This window comes from Planctomycetia bacterium (genome assembly GCA_021413845.1).
Classification (GTDB): Bacteria; Planctomycetota; Planctomycetia; order Pirellulales; family PNKZ01; genus PNKZ01.
Genome location: JAIOPP010000100.1, coordinates 18682 through 36026, shown reverse-complemented (window position 1 = coordinate 36026; position 17345 = coordinate 18682). Strand labels below are relative to the sequence as shown.

Here is a 17345-nt window from a genome sequence, read left to right as displayed (position 1 = left end):
GCTACTGCAAGCCGCGGCATGCCACGAGCGTGTTCTTCAGCAGCATCGTGATCGTCAACGGGCCGACGCCGCCGGGGACCGGCGTGACGTGCGATGCCGTTTCGCAGACCGGGGCGAAGTCAACGTCGCCGCACAGACCCGACTCGGTTCGGTTGATCCCGACGTCGACGACGACCGCCCCGGGCCGAACCATGTCGGCCGTGATGAAGCGGGCCTTGCCGATCGCCGCGACGAGAATATCGGCCGTGCGCGTCACGGCGGCTAAGTCGCGCGTGCGGCTATGGCAGACGGTGACGGTCGCGTCGGCGCCGGCCCCTTTCTGCACGAGCATATTCGCCAACGGCTTGCCGACGATATCGCTCCGCCCGACGATCACGACATGCTTGCCTGCCGTGTCGATGCCGTTACGCAAAAGCAATTGCTGCACGCCGTGCGGCGTGCAAGGAAGAAACCGCGGCCGCCCCTGCACGAGCAGCCCGACGTTTTCGGGATGGAAACAATCCACGTCTTTCGCGGCCTCGACGGCCAAGAGTACGCGCTGCTCCGAGATCTGCTTCGGCAGCGGCAACTGCACGAGAATTCCATGCACACCGGTATCGCGATTCAGGCGCTCGACGAGCTCGAGCAGTTCCGCTTCCGTGGTTTCGGCAACGAGGGGAAAATGCCGACTCTCCATCCCGACGCGCTCGCAGGCCTGGCGCTTATTGCGAACATAAACCTCGCTGGCCGGATCGGCACCGACGAGCACCGTCGCTAAGCAGGGAACGACACCGGACTGCTTAATGAACTCGGCGACTTCCGACGCGATTTCGGCTTGGATCGTACGAGCGAGCGTTTTTCCGTCGAGCAATTGAGCGGGCACGGGAACCTCGGGGCAAAGGCAGAAGTCAAAATGCAAAATGAGGAACGATCAAGACTGGAGCCGACGGCGCCTGCCGAGCCGTAGCGCGTGCCGAACTGCAAGCCTTCCAATTCCGGTGTCGCGCGCACGACGTCGGCTCTCAGCGGCCCGCCGGCATTGCCCCGGCGTGGATCGCGCAACATCACTTGCGAGAGATCGAAACCGCCGAATTTATCGGTAAAAACGTCGTGTTTGAGCGGAATCGATTTCAGCGGCGCGTCGGGAAAGATCAAGCTCATCTCACGACGAAAGGCCGTGGCGAATTCTTCGCTGCTGCACACCGCGTCGCCGAAGATCATGCCGCCCCGTTCGATGAACGCGCGGAGTTGCTTGCGCTCGGCATCGGAAAACGTGAACCCGGTGCGGCCATGCATGAAGATCAAATGGTAATCGAAGAGCGCATCTTGGATGAGCGAGAGTTCCCGCTTCTCCGTACTGACGCGCAGCCCGGTATCGACGCTCAGTTGCCGCAGCAAATTCACCAGCGCCGCCGGCGCGATGCCGGAGCCGCCGCCGTGGCGAAGTTCGGCGATGTAGAGCTTCGCCCGCTCGACGGCATCGAGCTTCCCATCGTCGGCGAGAATGCGAGGAATCTCAAGCTTGTACTTCACCTCGCGGTTCGTCGCGTAAGCCATTACGTTGATACCGATCGAGCGCACGGCTCGGATCTCCGCTTCGATCGGCGCCGGATACGTTTGGGTGCGGCCCAAGCGATCGAGTTCCCAATAGCAGCCGAGATTTTCCGGGCAATAGATCACGCTCGTGCGGCAGCCGACATCGAGCCCATAAAGCGGCTTGAGATACTTCGGGTCGACCGGTTCCTCGGCGCTCCAGACGGAATGTTCGGGCGGCAAGAGTCGAAGCTGATAAAGCGGTTGCCCGCGCTCATCGCGGTCGGGAAACAGGCGTTCCATGAGTTTGCGGAAACCGGCGTCGAACTCTTTCCCGCCGCAGCAATTCTCGGCGAAGAGAAAGCCGCCGAGGTCGAGATACTGCCGCAACACGCGCACTTCGGCATCGGTGAAAATCGGCATCTCGCTGCCGGAAACATAGAGGACCGGCGCTTGATTGAGATCGTCGACGGTCGCGTCTTTCGAGCGCATCACTTGCCAAGTAAGCTCGCGCTCCCATTTCTTCTCGCAATAGCGCGTCAGGTTCGCCAGGTCTTGGCGATGGTGATCCCAATCTTCGCCCGGCTCGTGCGCGAGCTTAGCCGCCAACACCGGACGGCGCCCCTTAGCTAGAAACAGCAGCGCGAAGCAAGTACCGATGACGGGCCTTTGCTCGCCGGTGCCGACGCCGACCCATTGCCCAGCGCCGAGTTGCGTTTGCCGGCGCACCAGCGCATCGGCCCCTTCGCGATACCAATCGTGGTTACCGATCAGCCGGCGATTCGCAAGCCGGCCCACCCGTTCGACGCCGTAAAGATAATAGAGTACATGGGCCATATCACCGGGGTTTTGATGCACGCTGAAATTGCGTCCGAGCCAATTCATGGCTCGAGTGATCGGCGAGTTGTCTTTGCGATCGCTGCAACACTCCACGCGCTCGCCGTCGACTTTCGCGTCGCCGTCGTTGAGCTTCTCGCGCGCCATGAGCAACGCGGAGAGCCCGGCACAGGTCATGCTGCCGGTACCCGACTGCCCTTCGACGTAGCCCCAAGATCCATCGGGATTTTGCGTTCGTTCCCAATAGTCACGCGTGAGCCGCCAAGTAGCTTCGCTTGTGACCACGCCGGCACGCTCGGCTTCATGCAACGCGAGCGCGACGAATTGCGTGTTCGAGTTGTCGACCGCCGATTGACCTTTGTTGTAGTCCCAACCACCGCTGTAGCGCGCGTCGCGGCGTTGCTGGTTTTCCAGAAACTTCACGTTGCGCACGATCAATTGCAGATCGCGCTGCGGCTCGGCCAAGCAGAAGACCATCGTCTGCAGAGAGACGACGTAGTTCATCTTCGGCTCGATCTTGCGCAGAAACGCGAGCGACTTCTGAATCCCGGAATCATCTTTGGGGATGCCGGCCGTCAGCAGCGAAAGCGTGCAGAGCGCAGTGACGCCGCCGGACATTCCCAGAACTTCTTCGTTCCAAGAACCGTCGGGCTTTTGCTGCCGCTGAAGAAAGCCGATGGCGTCGGAGATCGACCGGTGGACTTGCTCGGCAGTGACTTCCGCGCGCAGCGGCGCAACCCTTCCGAACCCGAGCAGCGATGCGACGAGTATGCCGACGATGGCGGTTCGCATCTTCGCCAAACCTCCGAATCCGTTCCGATTAACGTCGAACTCATTCCTATCAACGCTCATTGTATCAACAACATGCCCGAGCGGCGATTGCCTCCGGTCGGCTACAGTCGATAAGATAACGGTTCTCGGCGACGATCTTGGTTCTCGCTCGTTACCATCGACCGCAGCGCTCCGAAAGTTTCATGTCTACCCAACCGCGCAGTCTTCGCGACGTCCTGCAAGAGTTCGCCCAACATCGTCGAATGATGCAGGAGGAGTTGCAAAAGGTCATCATCGGCCAAAACGAAGTCATCGAGCAACTCTTCGCCGCGATCTTCACGCGCGGGCATTGCCTCCTCGAAGGGGTGCCGGGCCTCGCGAAAACGCTGATGGTCGCCACGCTCGCGAAGATTCTCGACGTGAATTTCAAGCGCATTCAGTTCACGCCCGACCTCATGCCGTCGGACATTACGGGCACCAACGTCCTCGAAGAAGACGACAAAGGACACCGCAACTTTCGCTTCGTCGAAGGTCCGATCTTCACGAACATTCTGCTCGCAGACGAAATCAACCGGACGCCGCCGAAGACGCAGGCCGCGCTGCTGCAAGCGATGCAAGAGCGCGAAGTCTCCGTCGGTCAGACGACCTACGTCTTGCCCGATCCGTTTTTTACGATCGCGACGCAGAATCCGATCGAGCAGGAAGGAACCTATCCGCTGCCGGAAGCGCAATTGGATCGGTTCATGTTCAACATCAAGGTCGACTATCCGACCCGCGATGAAGAAGAACGGATTCTCGCGGCGACGACGCGCGGCGAAAAGCCGGAAGTGCGCAAGGTCCTCTCCGGTCGTTCGATTCTGCATTTGCAGAAGCTCGTCAGCTCGGTCGCGGTGAGCGAGTACATCATCAAGTATGCGGCGACTCTCGTTCGTGCGACACGGCCGAAAGACGACTCCTCGCCGAAGTTCGTGAAAGAGTGGGTCGATTGGGGCGCCGGGCCGCGGGCCGGGCAATTTCTCATTCACGGCGGCAAAGCGCTCGCGGCGATGGACGCTCGCTTCTCGGTCTCGATCGAAGACATTCAAAAGGTCGCCGTGCCGGTGCTGCGACACCGCATCGCCACGAACTTTCAAGCGCAAGCCGAAGGGACGACCAGCGAAGAAGTCGTCAAACGCTTGATCCGAGAGATTCCGATGCCGGCGATTCCAAAATATGAGTAAGTCGCGCAAGTCGTAAGTAAGCTTACGCCGTAAAGAAACCTACTCAGTCCACTTCGGAAACGCGACCTGACCGGCGACCGGCACTTGCAGCGTGAATAGCGTTTTGCCGGCCGTCACGTAGAGGGTCTTGCCGTCGGCCCCGCCGAAGGCGAGGTTCGTGATCACATCTTCGCCGATCGGAATGCGGCCGAGCAGTGTTCCCTGCGGCGACACTTGATAGATGCCGGTCGGCACGTCGGCGGTCTCGTGCGGCCCGCGCGGCGCAGCGATTCCCGCGGCGATCCACAAATTGCCGGCGATGTCGAGACGCATCCCATCGCCTCCGCGGCCGGGAGCGAAGTCGAACACCAGCCGCCGATCGTGCGGGTTCCCTTCGTCGTCGAGCCGAAAGTTCCACACCTTGCGATTGCCTCCCCTCGTCGGGCAACTGTCGATCACGTAAAGCTGCCGGCAGTCTTGCGTCACGGCGATGCCGTTCGGGCGCTGGATCATCGGCTGTTCGAGAATGCGTACGACCCGGCCGTCGAGATCGATTCGATAGACCCCTTCTTGCTGCATGTCCATTTGCGTCCGGTCGAAATACATCGGATCGGTGAAATAGATCCGACCACGACCATCGACGCAGATATCGTTCGGAGCGTTGTAGCGAACTCCTTCGTAACGCTCGCTCAGAACTTCATACCGGCCGGTTTTTAAGTCGGTGCGCGTGATCCGGCGGTTGCCGCCGGGCCCGAACTCCGCTCCCTCGCAATGCAGCAAGCGTCCTTGGAGATCAAAGGTGTTACCGTTCGTCCGTCCGCTCGGCTCGCGGAAGACGCTCACCACGCCCTCGGGACTACGGCGCATGATCCGATTGCCGATGATGTCGGAGAAGTAGACCGTGCCGTCGGCGTCGACGGCCGGACCTTCGGTGAACGAGAGCACCACGGCCGGTTTCGGAAGCGCAGCGAGGCCGGCGGGAAGTGGGGTAGAAGCGAGTGCGGACATGCGTTGCGATCTCAAGGTGGGAAACGCCGCGACAACGACGGAGCGTCTTTGTCGCTTCCCATCGAGGCGTAGTCAACTATTCAGCTTCGTAGCGCAACAAAAAAGACGGCCCCACGATTGCTCGCGGAGCCGTCTTTTCGGACATGCGAAGGCGCGCGATGGACACGCGCTTCGCTTTACTAACGAACGACCGGGGGATTGCTGCCGCTGGTTTCGGTTTTGACTTCGGTAGTTACCTTCGTCGAACCGTCCGGGGTCTTCACTTCTTTCGTCGAGGTCGACTTGGTTTCTTTGTCGCAACCGGTAAGCAGTATGCTGGCCATTACGAGCATTGCGCCGAATTTTTTCACGGTCATCATGGAAGTTCTCCTTGGAATTATGCGTGGGCGTCGGCTGGTGGTCAGGATGCTGAACGCGTGGTGCCACCGACGGCAGGAAACTTAAAGCAGCTTGTATGCCGAAAAGAACAAATTCGACAGAGGAGCCGAATTTCATCCGTAATTGCCGTGCAACGCGATCCCAGCGCCTTGCTTCGGAACGTCGGCCGGCGCAAGACCGTCCAATGCGGTCGATCGTGGACTAAGGCTTACCTACGGCCGCGTACGTTTGCCACGGTTGCTATGGCGAAAAGGCGTTCCAACCCGGTCGAAGTCCGGAATTTGGCGGGATCTCGACGTTGGGCTATACTAAGCCCTTCCCGCCCCCTTCATCCCGCCTAAGTCGAGAGGTTTTTCGTGAGCGCAACGCTTTTCGTTTCGCTGGCGCTATTTGCCGCCGCTCCTACGCCTCCTGCCATTACCTCGGTGAACGGGGCCCCGCGAGCGGTCGCCATGCCCGGCGGCGAGTTCCTTTGGCCGCAGTTTCGCGGACCGGGGGGCGAAGGACACGTCGCGCAGACCGGTCTGCCGCTCGAATGGAGCGAGACGAAAAACATCGTTTGGAAGACGCCGATCGCCGGCGGTTGGTCGAGCGCCGTGATTCAAGGAGATCAGGTTTGGGTGACGAGCTGCGTCGAGTTGCCGCCGCTGCCCGTTGCGGAGCCGGCGAAACCCGCCGAGCCGAAATTAGACAGCCCGCCGAAACCGGCCGCACCACCGAAGCCGATCGACCCGTTGATGACGGCCGAAGAACGAGCGAAGCTCGAAGCGAAGGAAAAAAAGGAAGCCGAGAAAGAGAAAGAAAAGGCCAAGCCCGCCCCGAAGCCGGAAGTGCCGGATCCGCCGATCGAGCTCCGCGCCGTCTGCCTCGACCGCACGTCGGGCAAGATCGTGCATGACGTGCTGATCTTCAAGATCGATGCGCCGGCCAAGATCCACAAAAAGAACAATCATGCCTCACCGACGGCGGTGATCGACGGCGATCGGATCTTCCTCCATTTCGGCGCTCACGGCACGGCCTGCATCACGACCGACGGTGCGATCGTCTGGAAGAACCAAACGCTCAAATACAACCATCGACACGGCCCCGGCGGGTCGCCGGTCGTGTACAAGGATCTCTTGCTGTTGTCTTGCGACGGCACCGATGTGCAGTACGTCGTCGGGCTCGATAAGAAGACCGGTGAGACCCGTTGGAAGTCGACGCGCGAAGGGCGCATGGCTTACAGCACGCCGCTGTTGATCGAAATCGAAGGGAAGGTGCAGCTCATCAGCACCGGCGGCGACGCCGTGATCGGTTACGAGCCGGAAACCGGCAGGGAAATCTGGCGCTGCAAATACAACGGCTATTCGCTCGTGCCGCGGCCGGTCGTCGCGCACGGGTTCGCCTATATCTGCACCGGCTATGATACCCCCAGCATGTTCGCCTTGAAGCTCGGCGGAACGGGGGACGTGACTGAGACGCACAAGGCCTGGACCGTGAAGAAGGGGGCGCCGCTCAATCCCTCGCCGATCGTCGTCGGCGACGAAATCTACATGGTCAGCGACAAGGGAATCGCCTCGGCGCTGAATGCCGTCACCGGCGATGAGGTTTGGCAAGAGCGGATCGGGGGCAACTTCTCGGCCTCGCCCCTCTTCGCCGAGGGGCGGATCTACCTGCTCGATGAAGAAGGAAAATGCACCGTCGTCGCGCCCGGCAAGGAATTCAAAGAACTAGCGAAAAACCAAGTCGACGGGCGAACGCTCGCCGGACTTTCGGTAGCCGGAAAGTCGTTGTTTCTTCGAACCGATACGCATCTGTATCGGCTCGAAGTGAAGCCGTAGTCGAAGCTTGGTTGCGAACCGCGAGCGTTAACTCTCGGTCCACTTCCAGCCGATCGGCGAGTTCAGCTCTTGTTTAGCCGCTTCGGCCCAAGGGGTGTTGGGATGATTCTTAACTACCCCTTCGAGATACTCGCGGGCCTTCTTCGACATGCTATCGAGCACGCTATTCTTCTCGATCCCGTCGGCAGGTTCTAAACGCCAGAGAACCGCTCCCGGCTTGCTGGCCTTACGCCCGGCTTTGAAAGCCGCGAGCAAGACGATATACCCTTCGGTTCGCACCTTCGCCGCCATCGCGCGGCCGAGCGCTAAATCGAACGCGGCTTGTTGGCGCGGCTCGGTCAGCTTCGCTCGATCCGATTCTCCCTTCTTCAACGTGTCGAAGAGTTCATCGAGGGCCGGCTTGATCAACGCTTGCGGGCGTTGGGCTTTGTCGATGTCGAGCGTCTTGGCGACCCCGGTCTCGTCCGTGGTGAAGCTCGTCTCCGCGCCGGAGATTTGTTTCGCAGCCGGCAACTTCGACGCGGCGATCAAAGCCTGCATCGCTTTATTGCCCGATACATATGCTTGATAATCTCGTTCCGGCATATAGCGCGGATAGTATTGCGGCGGCAACGTCACCCCGCCGCCGAGCGAACTGACGACGAAATACTCGCCGCCCGATTCGCGACAGATCGCCGACAACCCATACGGGCCGATGCCGCATTCTTGCGAGCCCATCATGCCGGGGCCGGAGCCGGTATCCAGCTTCACCCATTCCACGTCGCGCGATTCCGGACCACGAATCACGGCGCTTCCTTCCGGACCTACGTCCGTGGCACCGACCGAACCGAACTCGGCACCCGAGCCGATGACATAGATCGGAATGGTGTGCTTCTGGGCTGCTTCCATCACCAGATCGCGCTGGGCCTGATCGTTGCCGACTTCATCCGTAACGACGACGATCGACACGCTGCGCAAATGCGGAGGCTCCGTGTAGACGGCATATTTCGTGATCGCCGCGGAGATGGCGCGGAACGTGTTTTCGATGTTGCCGTCGCTACCGCTCTTGATCCCTTCGATGGCGGCCAAGACCTTCTCATCGCCGGCGACGGGATCGTCCGTAAAGAATTGGGCATCCGAGGCGAACGCTCCGACCGCGGTCAGCAGTTTGGCGTCTTCCTTCGACGTCGCGGCCTTGCGATCTCCCTCGGGCACGATCGTCGGATACAGCGATTTGATCGCCTGCATGACCTCTTCACGGCGGCCGTCGGCGCTCGGCGAACGATCGAACAACCACACAACCAGACCTTTACGGAGCTCGAGCGACTCCTGGATTTTCTTGCAGGCTTTGGCGGTGGCCGCATTGGCGCTCTGCATCCCGCTGCCGCTCGACATCGATCCGCTGAAAGCATTGCTCGAGCCGCCGAAGTTCGACCCGGTGTTCGAGTAGTTCGTCGCCATCGGATTCGACAATATCGACGACTTCGATGAGGCGTATTCGGCTTCGGATGTTTGCGAACCGGCGGCCGGCAACCGATCGCGTTTCAATTGCGCCGGAGGAATGTATGCGACCGCAGGCCCACCATTGGTATCCTTCGGCTTATTCAAAACTTGGTAAACGCCGAAGCCGAGCGCCGGGAGGGCGAGGATGGCGATGATGGCGATGATCAGCGGGGTGTTGTCGCGCTTTTTACGAACGACTCGACGCGGGGGAGCGTAGCTCATGAGACGACTCGAAAAAAATAAGAATTAAACCTCGCCGGTTCCGGTCGGCAAGAGTTGAGTTCTATTCTATCACTTTGAAGGGGAAGTGAAGAGCGAAGTTTCCCGATCGGAAGTTCGCCGAATCCGTCGTTAAAACGTCGGTATCCAAGCGGTATTCGTCGAAGAAGCCGCTACGAAGCGCAAAAAAAAGCCTGCCGCAGACGGGGCAGGAGCCTGCGGAAGGCGGTGTCGTTAGAGGTTTGAGCCCCCCTAACTACCGCCGTATTTTCGAGCCGGAAAATTCGACCTGCAATAACTCGCGAGGGTGGAGCGTGCGAATTCTCGTCAGACCGCGTAGCCGGCCCGTTGCGGACGGCTGAGCATCGCCGTCGCTTCCGGGTCGTTCAAGAAGTCTTCACGGTCGGCATCCCAGCGGACTTTCCGGCCGAGCCGCATCGCGATGTTCGCGAGGTGACAAGCCGTGGCCGCCCGATGCTGGCTTTCGACATCCGAAATCGGAGCCTCCCCGGAACGAACCGCTTCGAGGAAGTCGACCATATGGATATAGTTCGCCGTACCCCACGGCCGGACCCGATTGTGATAACGCACGGCTACGGCATCCAGCGGCTGAGAGGCGAGCGACTCGTACGGCTCGCCGACGATCCGCAAGCGATTGACGAATATGCTCCCGGCGTCTCCCTCGAAGAGAATTCCGTTCACCTTGCGGCTCAACTCGATTCGCACGCTCACATCGCCGGGATACGTCATGTCGACGGTGAAGCGCCGTGGAGTGTTGTAGCCGTCGACGACGTTCGGCAGTTCGGCATCGGCTACGACCGTCGTCGGCCCTGCGCGTTCCAGGCCTAGCGCCCATTGCACGATATCGAGATGATGGGCTCCCCAGTCGGTCATGAATCCGCCGCTGTATTCGAACCACCAACGAAACGGATCGAAGCGCTGTTTGCAGAACTCGGCAGCAGGTGCCTGCCCGAGCCAGCGATCCCAATCGAGATGCGCGGGGACCGGTTCATTAACGAACGGCCCGCCGAACGACTCCGGAGGGAGCGAGCCCGTCGGCAACGAGACCTTCACACGTCGCATCGTGCCGAGGCGGCCGTTGCGCACGAGTTCGCACGCGGTTTGAAAGTTGCTGTCGCTGCGCTGTTGCGTACCGACCTGGAAGACGCACTTCGATTCTTTCGCGGCACGGACGAGTCGCTTTCCTTCGTCGATCGTCAACGTGAGGGGCTTCTCGCAGTAAACCGCTTTGCCGGCTTTCATCGCAGCGAGCGACATGGCCGTGTGCCAATGGTCGGGCGTGGCGATGACGACCGCATCGAGATCTTCGCGCTCTAAGAGCCGGTGATAGTCGGAATAGACGTCGGCCTTCGTCATCAACGAACGGCTTAATTCTTCGGCGCGAAGCGAGTCGACATCGCACACCGCCGCAATCTCGCCGTACAACGGCCGGGCTCTCGTCCAACCGATGACTGCCGCTAGTTGCCGACCTCGCGCACCGCACCCGACGAGGCCGAGGCGAACTTTTCGTTGCTGCGTGGAATAGATGCCGCCGGCAGTGAGTGCCGCGACCCCGATGCCCGAGGCTTGCAGCAATCGCCGACGGGAGAAACGCCCCGTCTCCATGCGAACCTCTCCTTGCAATGCTCCGTGGGAATCCGTCCTCGGCAATCCTTCGCCATACCGTCGCCAAACCATTTCGAGGCGGGATGCTATCAACGATGCGCGGGCCGGGTCAATCCGTCTTTCGGCGCAGCAGGTTTCTCGCTACTATCCGCCCCTCGCCTGTTTTCGCATTTCCACCATTTCTCGCGAGCACGACTTCGCCCATGAACGGCCGTACGCAGATCGTCGATCTCGTTCCGCGTAGCAACCGCTTCTATGGGGGAATGTTTCTCGCCGGCGCGGCGATCGTCGGGTTGCTGGAAGTGCTGTATGCGATCATGCCGTTGCTCTCGCCGCACACTACCGACGGCCGCGTGGCGACGTTCGATCTTGATTCGGAAGGGAGCCTCGCCGTCTGGGTCTCTTCGTTCACACTGCTGGCCGCGGCCGGTTGCTGCTTGCTGATTTACGTGTTGCAGTCGGAGACGAAGCAGCCGCGCCGCATCTGGCTCTGGGCGGCCTGCTGCTGGACGATCATGAGCATCGACGAATGCTCGAGCTTGCACGAAGCGTTTAAGGAAATGATGTCGCATCTCACCGGCGAACGGATCTCGCACGACGGCACGCTGTGGTGGGTGCTCGCTTATTTTTGCGTTCTCTCGACGACCGGCATTGCACTGCTGCGCGCGATGCGCAAATCGCCGGCTTCGATCGCGGCTCTCTTCGGCGTCGCCGGTTTTTATGCGGTCGCCGTGTCGGCCGAGCTGAGTTTGATTTTGCCGAAAGATAAGTACGGCGTCATGGTGGAAGAAGGTTGCGAAATGCTCGGCAACTTCGCGCTGCTCACCTCGATGGGCCTGTTCGCAAAGCACGCGGCCGAGAACCTACGGCGCCACGGCGACCGAATTCTCGAAGCTCGATTTCAAGCCGACTTACGCCTCGATGAGGCTTCGACGCCCCGTATTCGTCGCGCGAAAATCAGCGACCTGCACAGCCTCGAATCGGCAAACTAAGCCGACGCTGTGATCGCCTATTCGACTTCTTCGTCGGCGAACTGTTCGAGCACGTCCATCTCGACGAACTCCAAGGTCGAGATGTGGGTCGCCGCGAGCACGATCTTCGGGGCTTTCCCGGCGGCATGCGCTTGCTGCCACCGCTCGACGCATAAGCACCAACGGTCGCCCGGTTGCAGGCCGGGAAAATCGTACTGCGGCATCGGGGTCGAAAGATCGTTGCCGACGCTGCGCGAGTAGCTCAAGAACTCGCGCGAGGCTCGAATACAAACCAGATGCAGGCCCGTGTCTTCGCGCCCCGTATCGCAGCAGCCGTTGCGATAGAAGCCGGTGAGCGGATCATGCGAGCAAGGCTCGAGCGGAAGTCCGAGCACGTTCTTAGCCGTCGACACGCAAGCTCTCCCACAAAGATGGATCAAAACGATCATCGGGCCGACGGAGCCGATTTTCTCGACTCCGCCGACCCGAAGCGATGCGTTCATTCTATGTCGGAAATCGACGGTCACAACGTTAATCCGTCGGGACTCGTTTAGAAGTCGATCTGGACGCGGAAATCGTAGATGTCGGTGTTCGCTTGCGTCGAAGCGGCGTTGTAGGACATCGAGTGAATGTAGTTGAACTGCGCTTTCAGGTAAGCGTTCAAGTACCAGTTGATCCCCTGCGTGAAGTCGGTGATCGTGCCGCCGCGGACATCGTTGTCGTTCAAGCGGAGGTTCGACACGCGGGACGCAAGTTCCCAAGCACCCGGCCCGCGACAGATCTCGCCGTCGGATCGACGAACTCGGATGAAGTTCGTGTGCGGGCGAATCCGATCGATCGCACCGGCCTTACGATCGTATGGCCGGTGTTCGCCGGTGAGGAAGTAGCCGACCTGTGCATAGGAACCGGTGAAGTACAGGCTCGAAGCGTTGTTCGTCCGGTTGACCATGTTGACCATCGATTCCGTTTGGAACGAGAGCGGTCCATTGACCCACAGGAATTCGCTGCCGATGACGTTGAAGTTGTTCACGGCCAACGCTCCGGTGTTCACGAAGAACGGCGTACCGGTCACGTTGCCGGGCAACGGCTGCTGGCCGGCAACCGTGTTGGGGGCCGCAGTTCCTTGACTGCCGATGAAGACTTCCGGAATCGTGCGGAAGGTCGCGCTGTGATCGTTCGGGGCCGAGAAGTAGTGAGCCGCACCGATGTGGGTGTAATAACGGCCGCCCGACTCTTCATCGTAGTGGAGCAAGTGCGTGAAGCGTTCGGCTGTGCCGATGCCCCCGGCCGTCGCAACCGAGCCGGCGTACTGATCTTGGCCCGCAGCGAACATCGACCCGGCCCAGGTGCTCATCATGTCTTCGCTGTTGTTGTAAAACCCGATGCCGAGATGCCGGAACGGCGTGAACGATTGAAACAACGTCGAGCGTTCGACGAACGTGGTGTAGCGAAAGCTGCTCACGACTTCCAAGCTGAACGGTTGCTTCCACTGACCGACGCGGACCGTGCCGAGGATCGGCAACGCCGTCTGCTCGACCCATAAGTCTTGAATCGTCGGCCGGCCGAAGAAGCCGAAGTCGACCTGCATGAAGTAGTTGTGCACTTCGCTGATGGCGCCGGAAGCGGCGAGACGGAAGCGGCGCACGTCGGCACCATCTTTAACCCGGCCGTAGCGTGCGATGCTTTGGTCGTCTTGTTGGAAGAAACCGGCATCGGCTTGGAACACGCCGTTGATCTTCACCGTGGGGTACGTCGTGCCGGTCGCCCCTTGGATGAAGTCGTTGACTTTCTTCTCCAGCGAGTTGAACTTCGCCGTGGTGACTTCTTCCTTCACCGGCACATCCGGAGCAAACGCGCCGGTCGAGGCGAGGTTGATCTCGGAGTTGACCGAGCCGAGTTGCGGCACGCTTGGTGCGCTTGCGGCGAGGCCCGGCAATTGCGCGACGTCGGAGGGCAAGACGATCAGAGGAGCGGCATTCGTCGCGTCGGGCTGCGTCGGCGATGTAGCCTGTTCCGTGAACACTTGCTGGGCAACGACGACCGATGGCCCTACGATAAAACCAAATCCGACCACCAGGGCTGCGAAAACGTACCGCATGGATGTGTTCCCATAAATCCGGAATAACTAAGCTTTCGGCTCCAATGCTTATCGACCGGTTAATGATGAGATTCCCGACATGTGTCACTGTTGTAATCCTCGTTTCGATCGTAATGCAGTGCCGGCACCGTCACGATCGTTACGACCGCACTCGCTTATTGCGTTCGCATGGATCGAATGCTCCATCGCTTCCGAGAGCGGTCGGATTCGCTGAAATTCGAGCGCCGCGTGTCCGACACGGATCGCCGCCGCCACTCCGAAACTAAGCGGAAATTCATCCTCGGAGCCGTAGTCGTGCGCTTTCCGTGCCGATGAAGAAATAAGCAAGGACGATGCTCTCTCGTTCCATCAAGGAAGATAACAATGAAATACGCTACGATTCTTTCGCTTGCCGTCGCGCTGTTGGGCCTCGTCGCTCAGGCCGAGGCCGGGCATGGTTGCAACCAATGCGGTTGCCAATCGCGTAAGGTTTGCAAGCTGGTTCCGAACGTCACGAAGACGACGAAGTTCGAATACTCCTGCAAGTGCGAAGACATCTGCCTCAACGGCCGCTCGAAGTGCGTCGGCACCCAGCAGGTACGTGATTGCGACGGCTGCGTGAAGTGCGAGAAGATCATGCAGCCGACCTGCTGCCAAGTGAAGACCATCACGAAGCTGGTGAAGACGCCGGTCGTGACGGAGAAGCACGGATGGAAGTGCGTCGTCGTGCAAGTCTGCGGCAGCTGCCGTCAGTGCGCCGAAGCGCGTGAAGCCACGGAAGTCGAAACTCAACTCGCGATCGCCGAAGCGACCAAGCAAGGGATCCTCACGGTCGGCCATGAAGAGCCGATCACCGTGATCATTCCTGACAACGACGTCGCTGCACCGATCGTCGAAGTCTCCGACGTCAAGAAGTCGAACAACCTCTTCACGAAACTCTTCGGCAAATAACCCGCCCGCAGCGGAACCGCCGGAAGCTCGAACCAACGAAAAGCCCCTGAAGCGCACGATAGCGTTTCAGGGGCTTTTGCATTAGATCGTGCTGCTACGAGTGGTCGATTAGCGGAATCCGCCGTGGCAGTCGTCGCAGGCTTTCTGCATCTTCGCCACTGCCGAGCCGGCCGCAGCCGCATCGCCCGACTTCGCCGCGGCGACCGCGTCCGAGGCGTGCTTTTCGAGCGCCTTCGCAAAGCCCATGTAGGTTTCGTCGTCGGTGAACTCGTAGCTCTTGTCTTGAATCACGCGGGCGAGCATCGCCATGACTTCCGCTTCGCGAATCACGGCGTCTTTATTTTTCTTCACGGCGTCGGCATCTTTCGTCCAAGCGTTGAGATGCTCTTGCTGGCCGATTTCAAGACGGTGCATGATCGGCGTTCGGTCGGCGATTTCGAGCCACGGCGCTTCGCCGTCGAGTGAGGCGGTGAGTGCCGGAGCGTTGCCTTGAATCAGTTCCGATAGATCGGTCTTGAGCTTCGCGACTTGCTTCTTCTGCGAATCGGTCCAGGCCTTCAAGTTGTTGCCGGCCTTGGCGAAGTTGTCGCGCAGCGGTTGCGATTCCCCCTTCCAGCGAACGTCTTTGTCGTACTTGAAGATCACGTTGTAGAGCGCCGCCAAATAGGTGACGACCATCCGCGCCGACTTGTGCGGGTTCGCGGCCTTGAGCGCTTTGTCGATTTCCCCCGGTTGCGATTTGATCTCGGCTTCCAACGTGTCGCCGGTGATGAGCGCCGACCACGCGTTGCCGTCGGAACTTGCCGAGGCGGCCGCGGTCCCGCCGCCGCCAGGAGAAGCAGGCCCGCCTCCTACTGGTGCGTTGGCGCCGGCTACCGGCGGCTCGCCGATCAACTGTTGGCGTGCATCTTTGAAAAAGATTTCGCCGACCGCGCCGGCGTCGAATTTCGGCGGCGGCGCTTTCTTCGAGCTATCGGCAGCCCAAACCGTCCAGCCGCAGAGCACCATGCAGGTGCCCGCGCAGGCCCATACGGCCCGTTGTTTTCGGACTTGATGCTTTCCGATACGCTGCTTCTCGCTTCGATGATCTCGCATGTTTCTTTCTCCGCTCGAGCCGACTCTCTGTTCCGCCTCCTATTATGCGCCTGCATGGGGGGAGGCCGCAATAAATGTCGCCGGGGAAAACGGAGCGGTCGCCCTCGGCGACGCCGGCAGTTAGCATGAAACCGACGGAATCGATGTACAACCGGCATATCCCGAACGATGCAGCCTCCACGGCCGGCGACTCGCCGGCACTTTATTACCGGCCAAGCCGCCGTCGCCGCGATGCAGGATGTCGCGACGAACGCGGCTCTGCGCGGCGACACCTCGGCTCATAAGTCCCCCTTCGAGCCGTTCGACGGCTCCGAGCAGCCGTATTATCTCCGCTACACCCGGCAGGCGATGGCGAGCGACTTTCAATTGTTGCTGCCTGCCGGAGAAAACCGAGTCGACGTCGCCCTCGAAGCCCTCGACCTGCTCGAACCCCTCGAAGCGCAGCTCACCGTATACCGCGATACGAGCGAGGTGCTCGACATCAATCGCCGCGCGGCCGACGTGCCCGTCGAAGTCGAGTCGCAACTGTTCGCGCTGCTCGAACTTGCCGTGCAACTCCATCGCGATACGGCCGGGGCGTACGATATTACCTCGGGCCCGCTATCGCAGGCCTGGGGCTTCGCTCGGCGGCAAGGAGCCGTGCCCGACGCCGAGACGCTGGCCGCGGCTCGAGCGCAGGTCGGCAGCGAGAAGCTCTTGCTGGATCGCCGGCGCCGCACCGTCCGCTTTACGCAGCCTGGTGTGCAGATCAACTTCAATAGCCTCGGCAAAGGATACGCGCTCGACCGCTGCGGCAGCCACCTACGGGCCGCCGGCTTCGAGAGCTTCTTGTGGCACGGTGGACAAAGCAGCGTCTTGGCCCAAGGGTCGGCCCAGGCCGAGAGTTCGGCCGCCGCGCCGCCGGGCCCCGATTCACCAGGCTGGATGATCGGTATCGGCCATCCGTTGCGGCCGGAGCGAAAGTTGGCCGAGCTGCTCGTTCGCGATCGGGCGGCGGGAACCTCGGGGGCGGGCTTTCAATTCTTTCGCCACGCGGGAAAGCGCTACGGCCATATCTTAGACCCGCGCACCGGAACGCCGGCCGAAGGGGTCTTCTCCGTGACCGTGCTCGCGCCGACTGCGGCCCTCGCCGATGCCCTTTCGACCGCTTTCTACGTCCTCGGCTTCGACGAATCGGTTCGCTACTGCCAGGACCGACCCGAGATCGGGTTCTTGATGCTGTTGCCTGCCGAGAGCGGGAGTGCGGTCGAACTCGCCGTGTGCGGACTCGACGACGACTGCTGGCGGCTTGCCGCGTCGTAAGGCTTTCGCCTGCAATCGGATCGGTATCGGCCTTGCGATTTTAGCGAAGGTTGTGAAAATGCAGCCGAAAGGCTTATACTCGAACCAGACCCTACGT

Annotated in this window: 14 protein-coding genes; 5 read left to right on the top strand and 9 right to left on the bottom strand. The window is 60.6% G+C overall.

Features of this window, described 5'->3' with window-relative positions:
• Window position 1: 1 nt before the first annotated feature.
• Entirely contained in the window at window positions 2-862 is an 861-nt protein-coding gene (gene folD, locus K8U03_18765; GenBank protein ID MCE9606931.1) for a bifunctional methylenetetrahydrofolate dehydrogenase/methenyltetrahydrofolate cyclohydrolase FolD, read from the bottom strand.
• Window positions 754-3141: a DUF4159 domain-containing protein gene (locus K8U03_18760; GenBank protein ID MCE9606930.1), complete on the bottom strand. Its 2388-nt coding sequence runs from the start codon at window positions 3139-3141 to the stop codon at window positions 754-756. The genes folD and K8U03_18760 overlap by 109 nt, the downstream gene beginning before the upstream one ends.
• A 182-nt stretch (window positions 3142-3323) precedes the next feature.
• Between K8U03_18760 and K8U03_18755 the strand changes: the two genes are divergently transcribed.
• On the top strand, window positions 3324-4340 hold the full coding sequence (locus K8U03_18755) for a MoxR family ATPase (GenBank protein MCE9606929.1): 1017 nt from the start codon (window positions 3324-3326) through the stop codon (window positions 4338-4340).
• A 39-nt stretch (window positions 4341-4379) separates the two neighbouring features.
• Here the strand turns inward: K8U03_18755 and K8U03_18750 are convergent, their stop codons facing one another.
• Window positions 4380-5327 carry an SMP-30/gluconolactonase/LRE family protein gene (locus K8U03_18750; protein MCE9606928.1) on the bottom strand — a complete coding sequence of 316 codons (948 nt, stop codon included), beginning with the start codon at window positions 5325-5327 and terminating at the stop codon, window positions 4380-4382.
• Between the two features lie 179 nt (window positions 5328-5506).
• Complete coding sequence (locus K8U03_18745) at window positions 5507-5686, bottom strand: hypothetical protein (protein ID MCE9606927.1); 180 nt, start codon at window positions 5684-5686, stop codon at window positions 5507-5509.
• 375 nt (window positions 5687-6061) lie between these two features.
• Between K8U03_18745 and K8U03_18740 the strand changes: the two genes are divergently transcribed.
• A complete protein-coding gene (locus K8U03_18740; protein ID MCE9606926.1) occupies window positions 6062-7525 on the top strand; it encodes a PQQ-like beta-propeller repeat protein in 1464 nt (487 codons plus the stop codon).
• A gap of 27 nt (window positions 7526-7552) precedes the next feature.
• Here K8U03_18740 and K8U03_18735 read toward each other — a convergent pair whose 3' ends face one another.
• Entirely contained in the window at window positions 7553-9229 is a 1677-nt protein-coding gene (locus K8U03_18735) for a VWA domain-containing protein (GenBank protein MCE9606925.1), read from the bottom strand.
• 324 nt (window positions 9230-9553) lie between these two features.
• Entirely contained in the window at window positions 9554-10852 is a 1299-nt protein-coding gene (locus K8U03_18730; protein ID MCE9606924.1) for a Gfo/Idh/MocA family oxidoreductase, read from the bottom strand.
• A 203-nt stretch (window positions 10853-11055) separates the two neighbouring features.
• Between K8U03_18730 and K8U03_18725 the strand changes: the two genes are divergently transcribed.
• Window positions 11056-11844, top strand: a complete 789-nt coding sequence (locus K8U03_18725; GenBank protein MCE9606923.1) for a hypothetical protein — start codon at window positions 11056-11058, stop codon at window positions 11842-11844.
• A 17-nt stretch (window positions 11845-11861) separates the two neighbouring features.
• Here the strand turns inward: K8U03_18725 and K8U03_18720 are convergent, their stop codons facing one another.
• Both K8U03_18720 and K8U03_18715 read right to left on the bottom strand, forming a co-directional pair.
• Window positions 11862-12272, bottom strand: a complete 411-nt coding sequence (locus tag K8U03_18720) for a DUF2237 domain-containing protein (protein MCE9606922.1) — start codon at window positions 12270-12272, stop codon at window positions 11862-11864.
• Window positions 12273-12373: 101 nt separating this feature from the next.
• Window positions 12374-13921, bottom strand: coding sequence for a hypothetical protein (locus K8U03_18715; GenBank protein ID MCE9606921.1), 1548 nt, complete (start codon window positions 13919-13921; stop codon window positions 12374-12376).
• A gap of 363 nt (window positions 13922-14284) precedes the next feature.
• Here K8U03_18715 and K8U03_18710 point away from each other — a divergent pair, with 363 nt between their 5' ends.
• On the top strand, window positions 14285-14851 hold the full coding sequence (locus tag K8U03_18710; GenBank protein MCE9606920.1) for a hypothetical protein: 567 nt from the start codon (window positions 14285-14287) through the stop codon (window positions 14849-14851).
• Window positions 14852-14959: 108 nt separating this feature from the next.
• Here K8U03_18710 and K8U03_18705 read toward each other — a convergent pair whose 3' ends face one another.
• Window positions 14960-15946: a hypothetical protein gene (locus tag K8U03_18705; GenBank protein ID MCE9606919.1), complete on the bottom strand. Its 987-nt coding sequence runs from the start codon at window positions 15944-15946 to the stop codon at window positions 14960-14962.
• Window positions 15947-16114: 168 nt separating this feature from the next.
• On the opposite strand from K8U03_18705, the gene K8U03_18700 reads away from it, so the two are divergent.
• On the top strand, window positions 16115-17248 hold the full coding sequence (locus K8U03_18700) for an FAD:protein FMN transferase (GenBank protein ID MCE9606918.1): 1134 nt from the start codon (window positions 16115-16117) through the stop codon (window positions 17246-17248).
• Window positions 17249-17345: the final 97 nt, after the last annotated feature.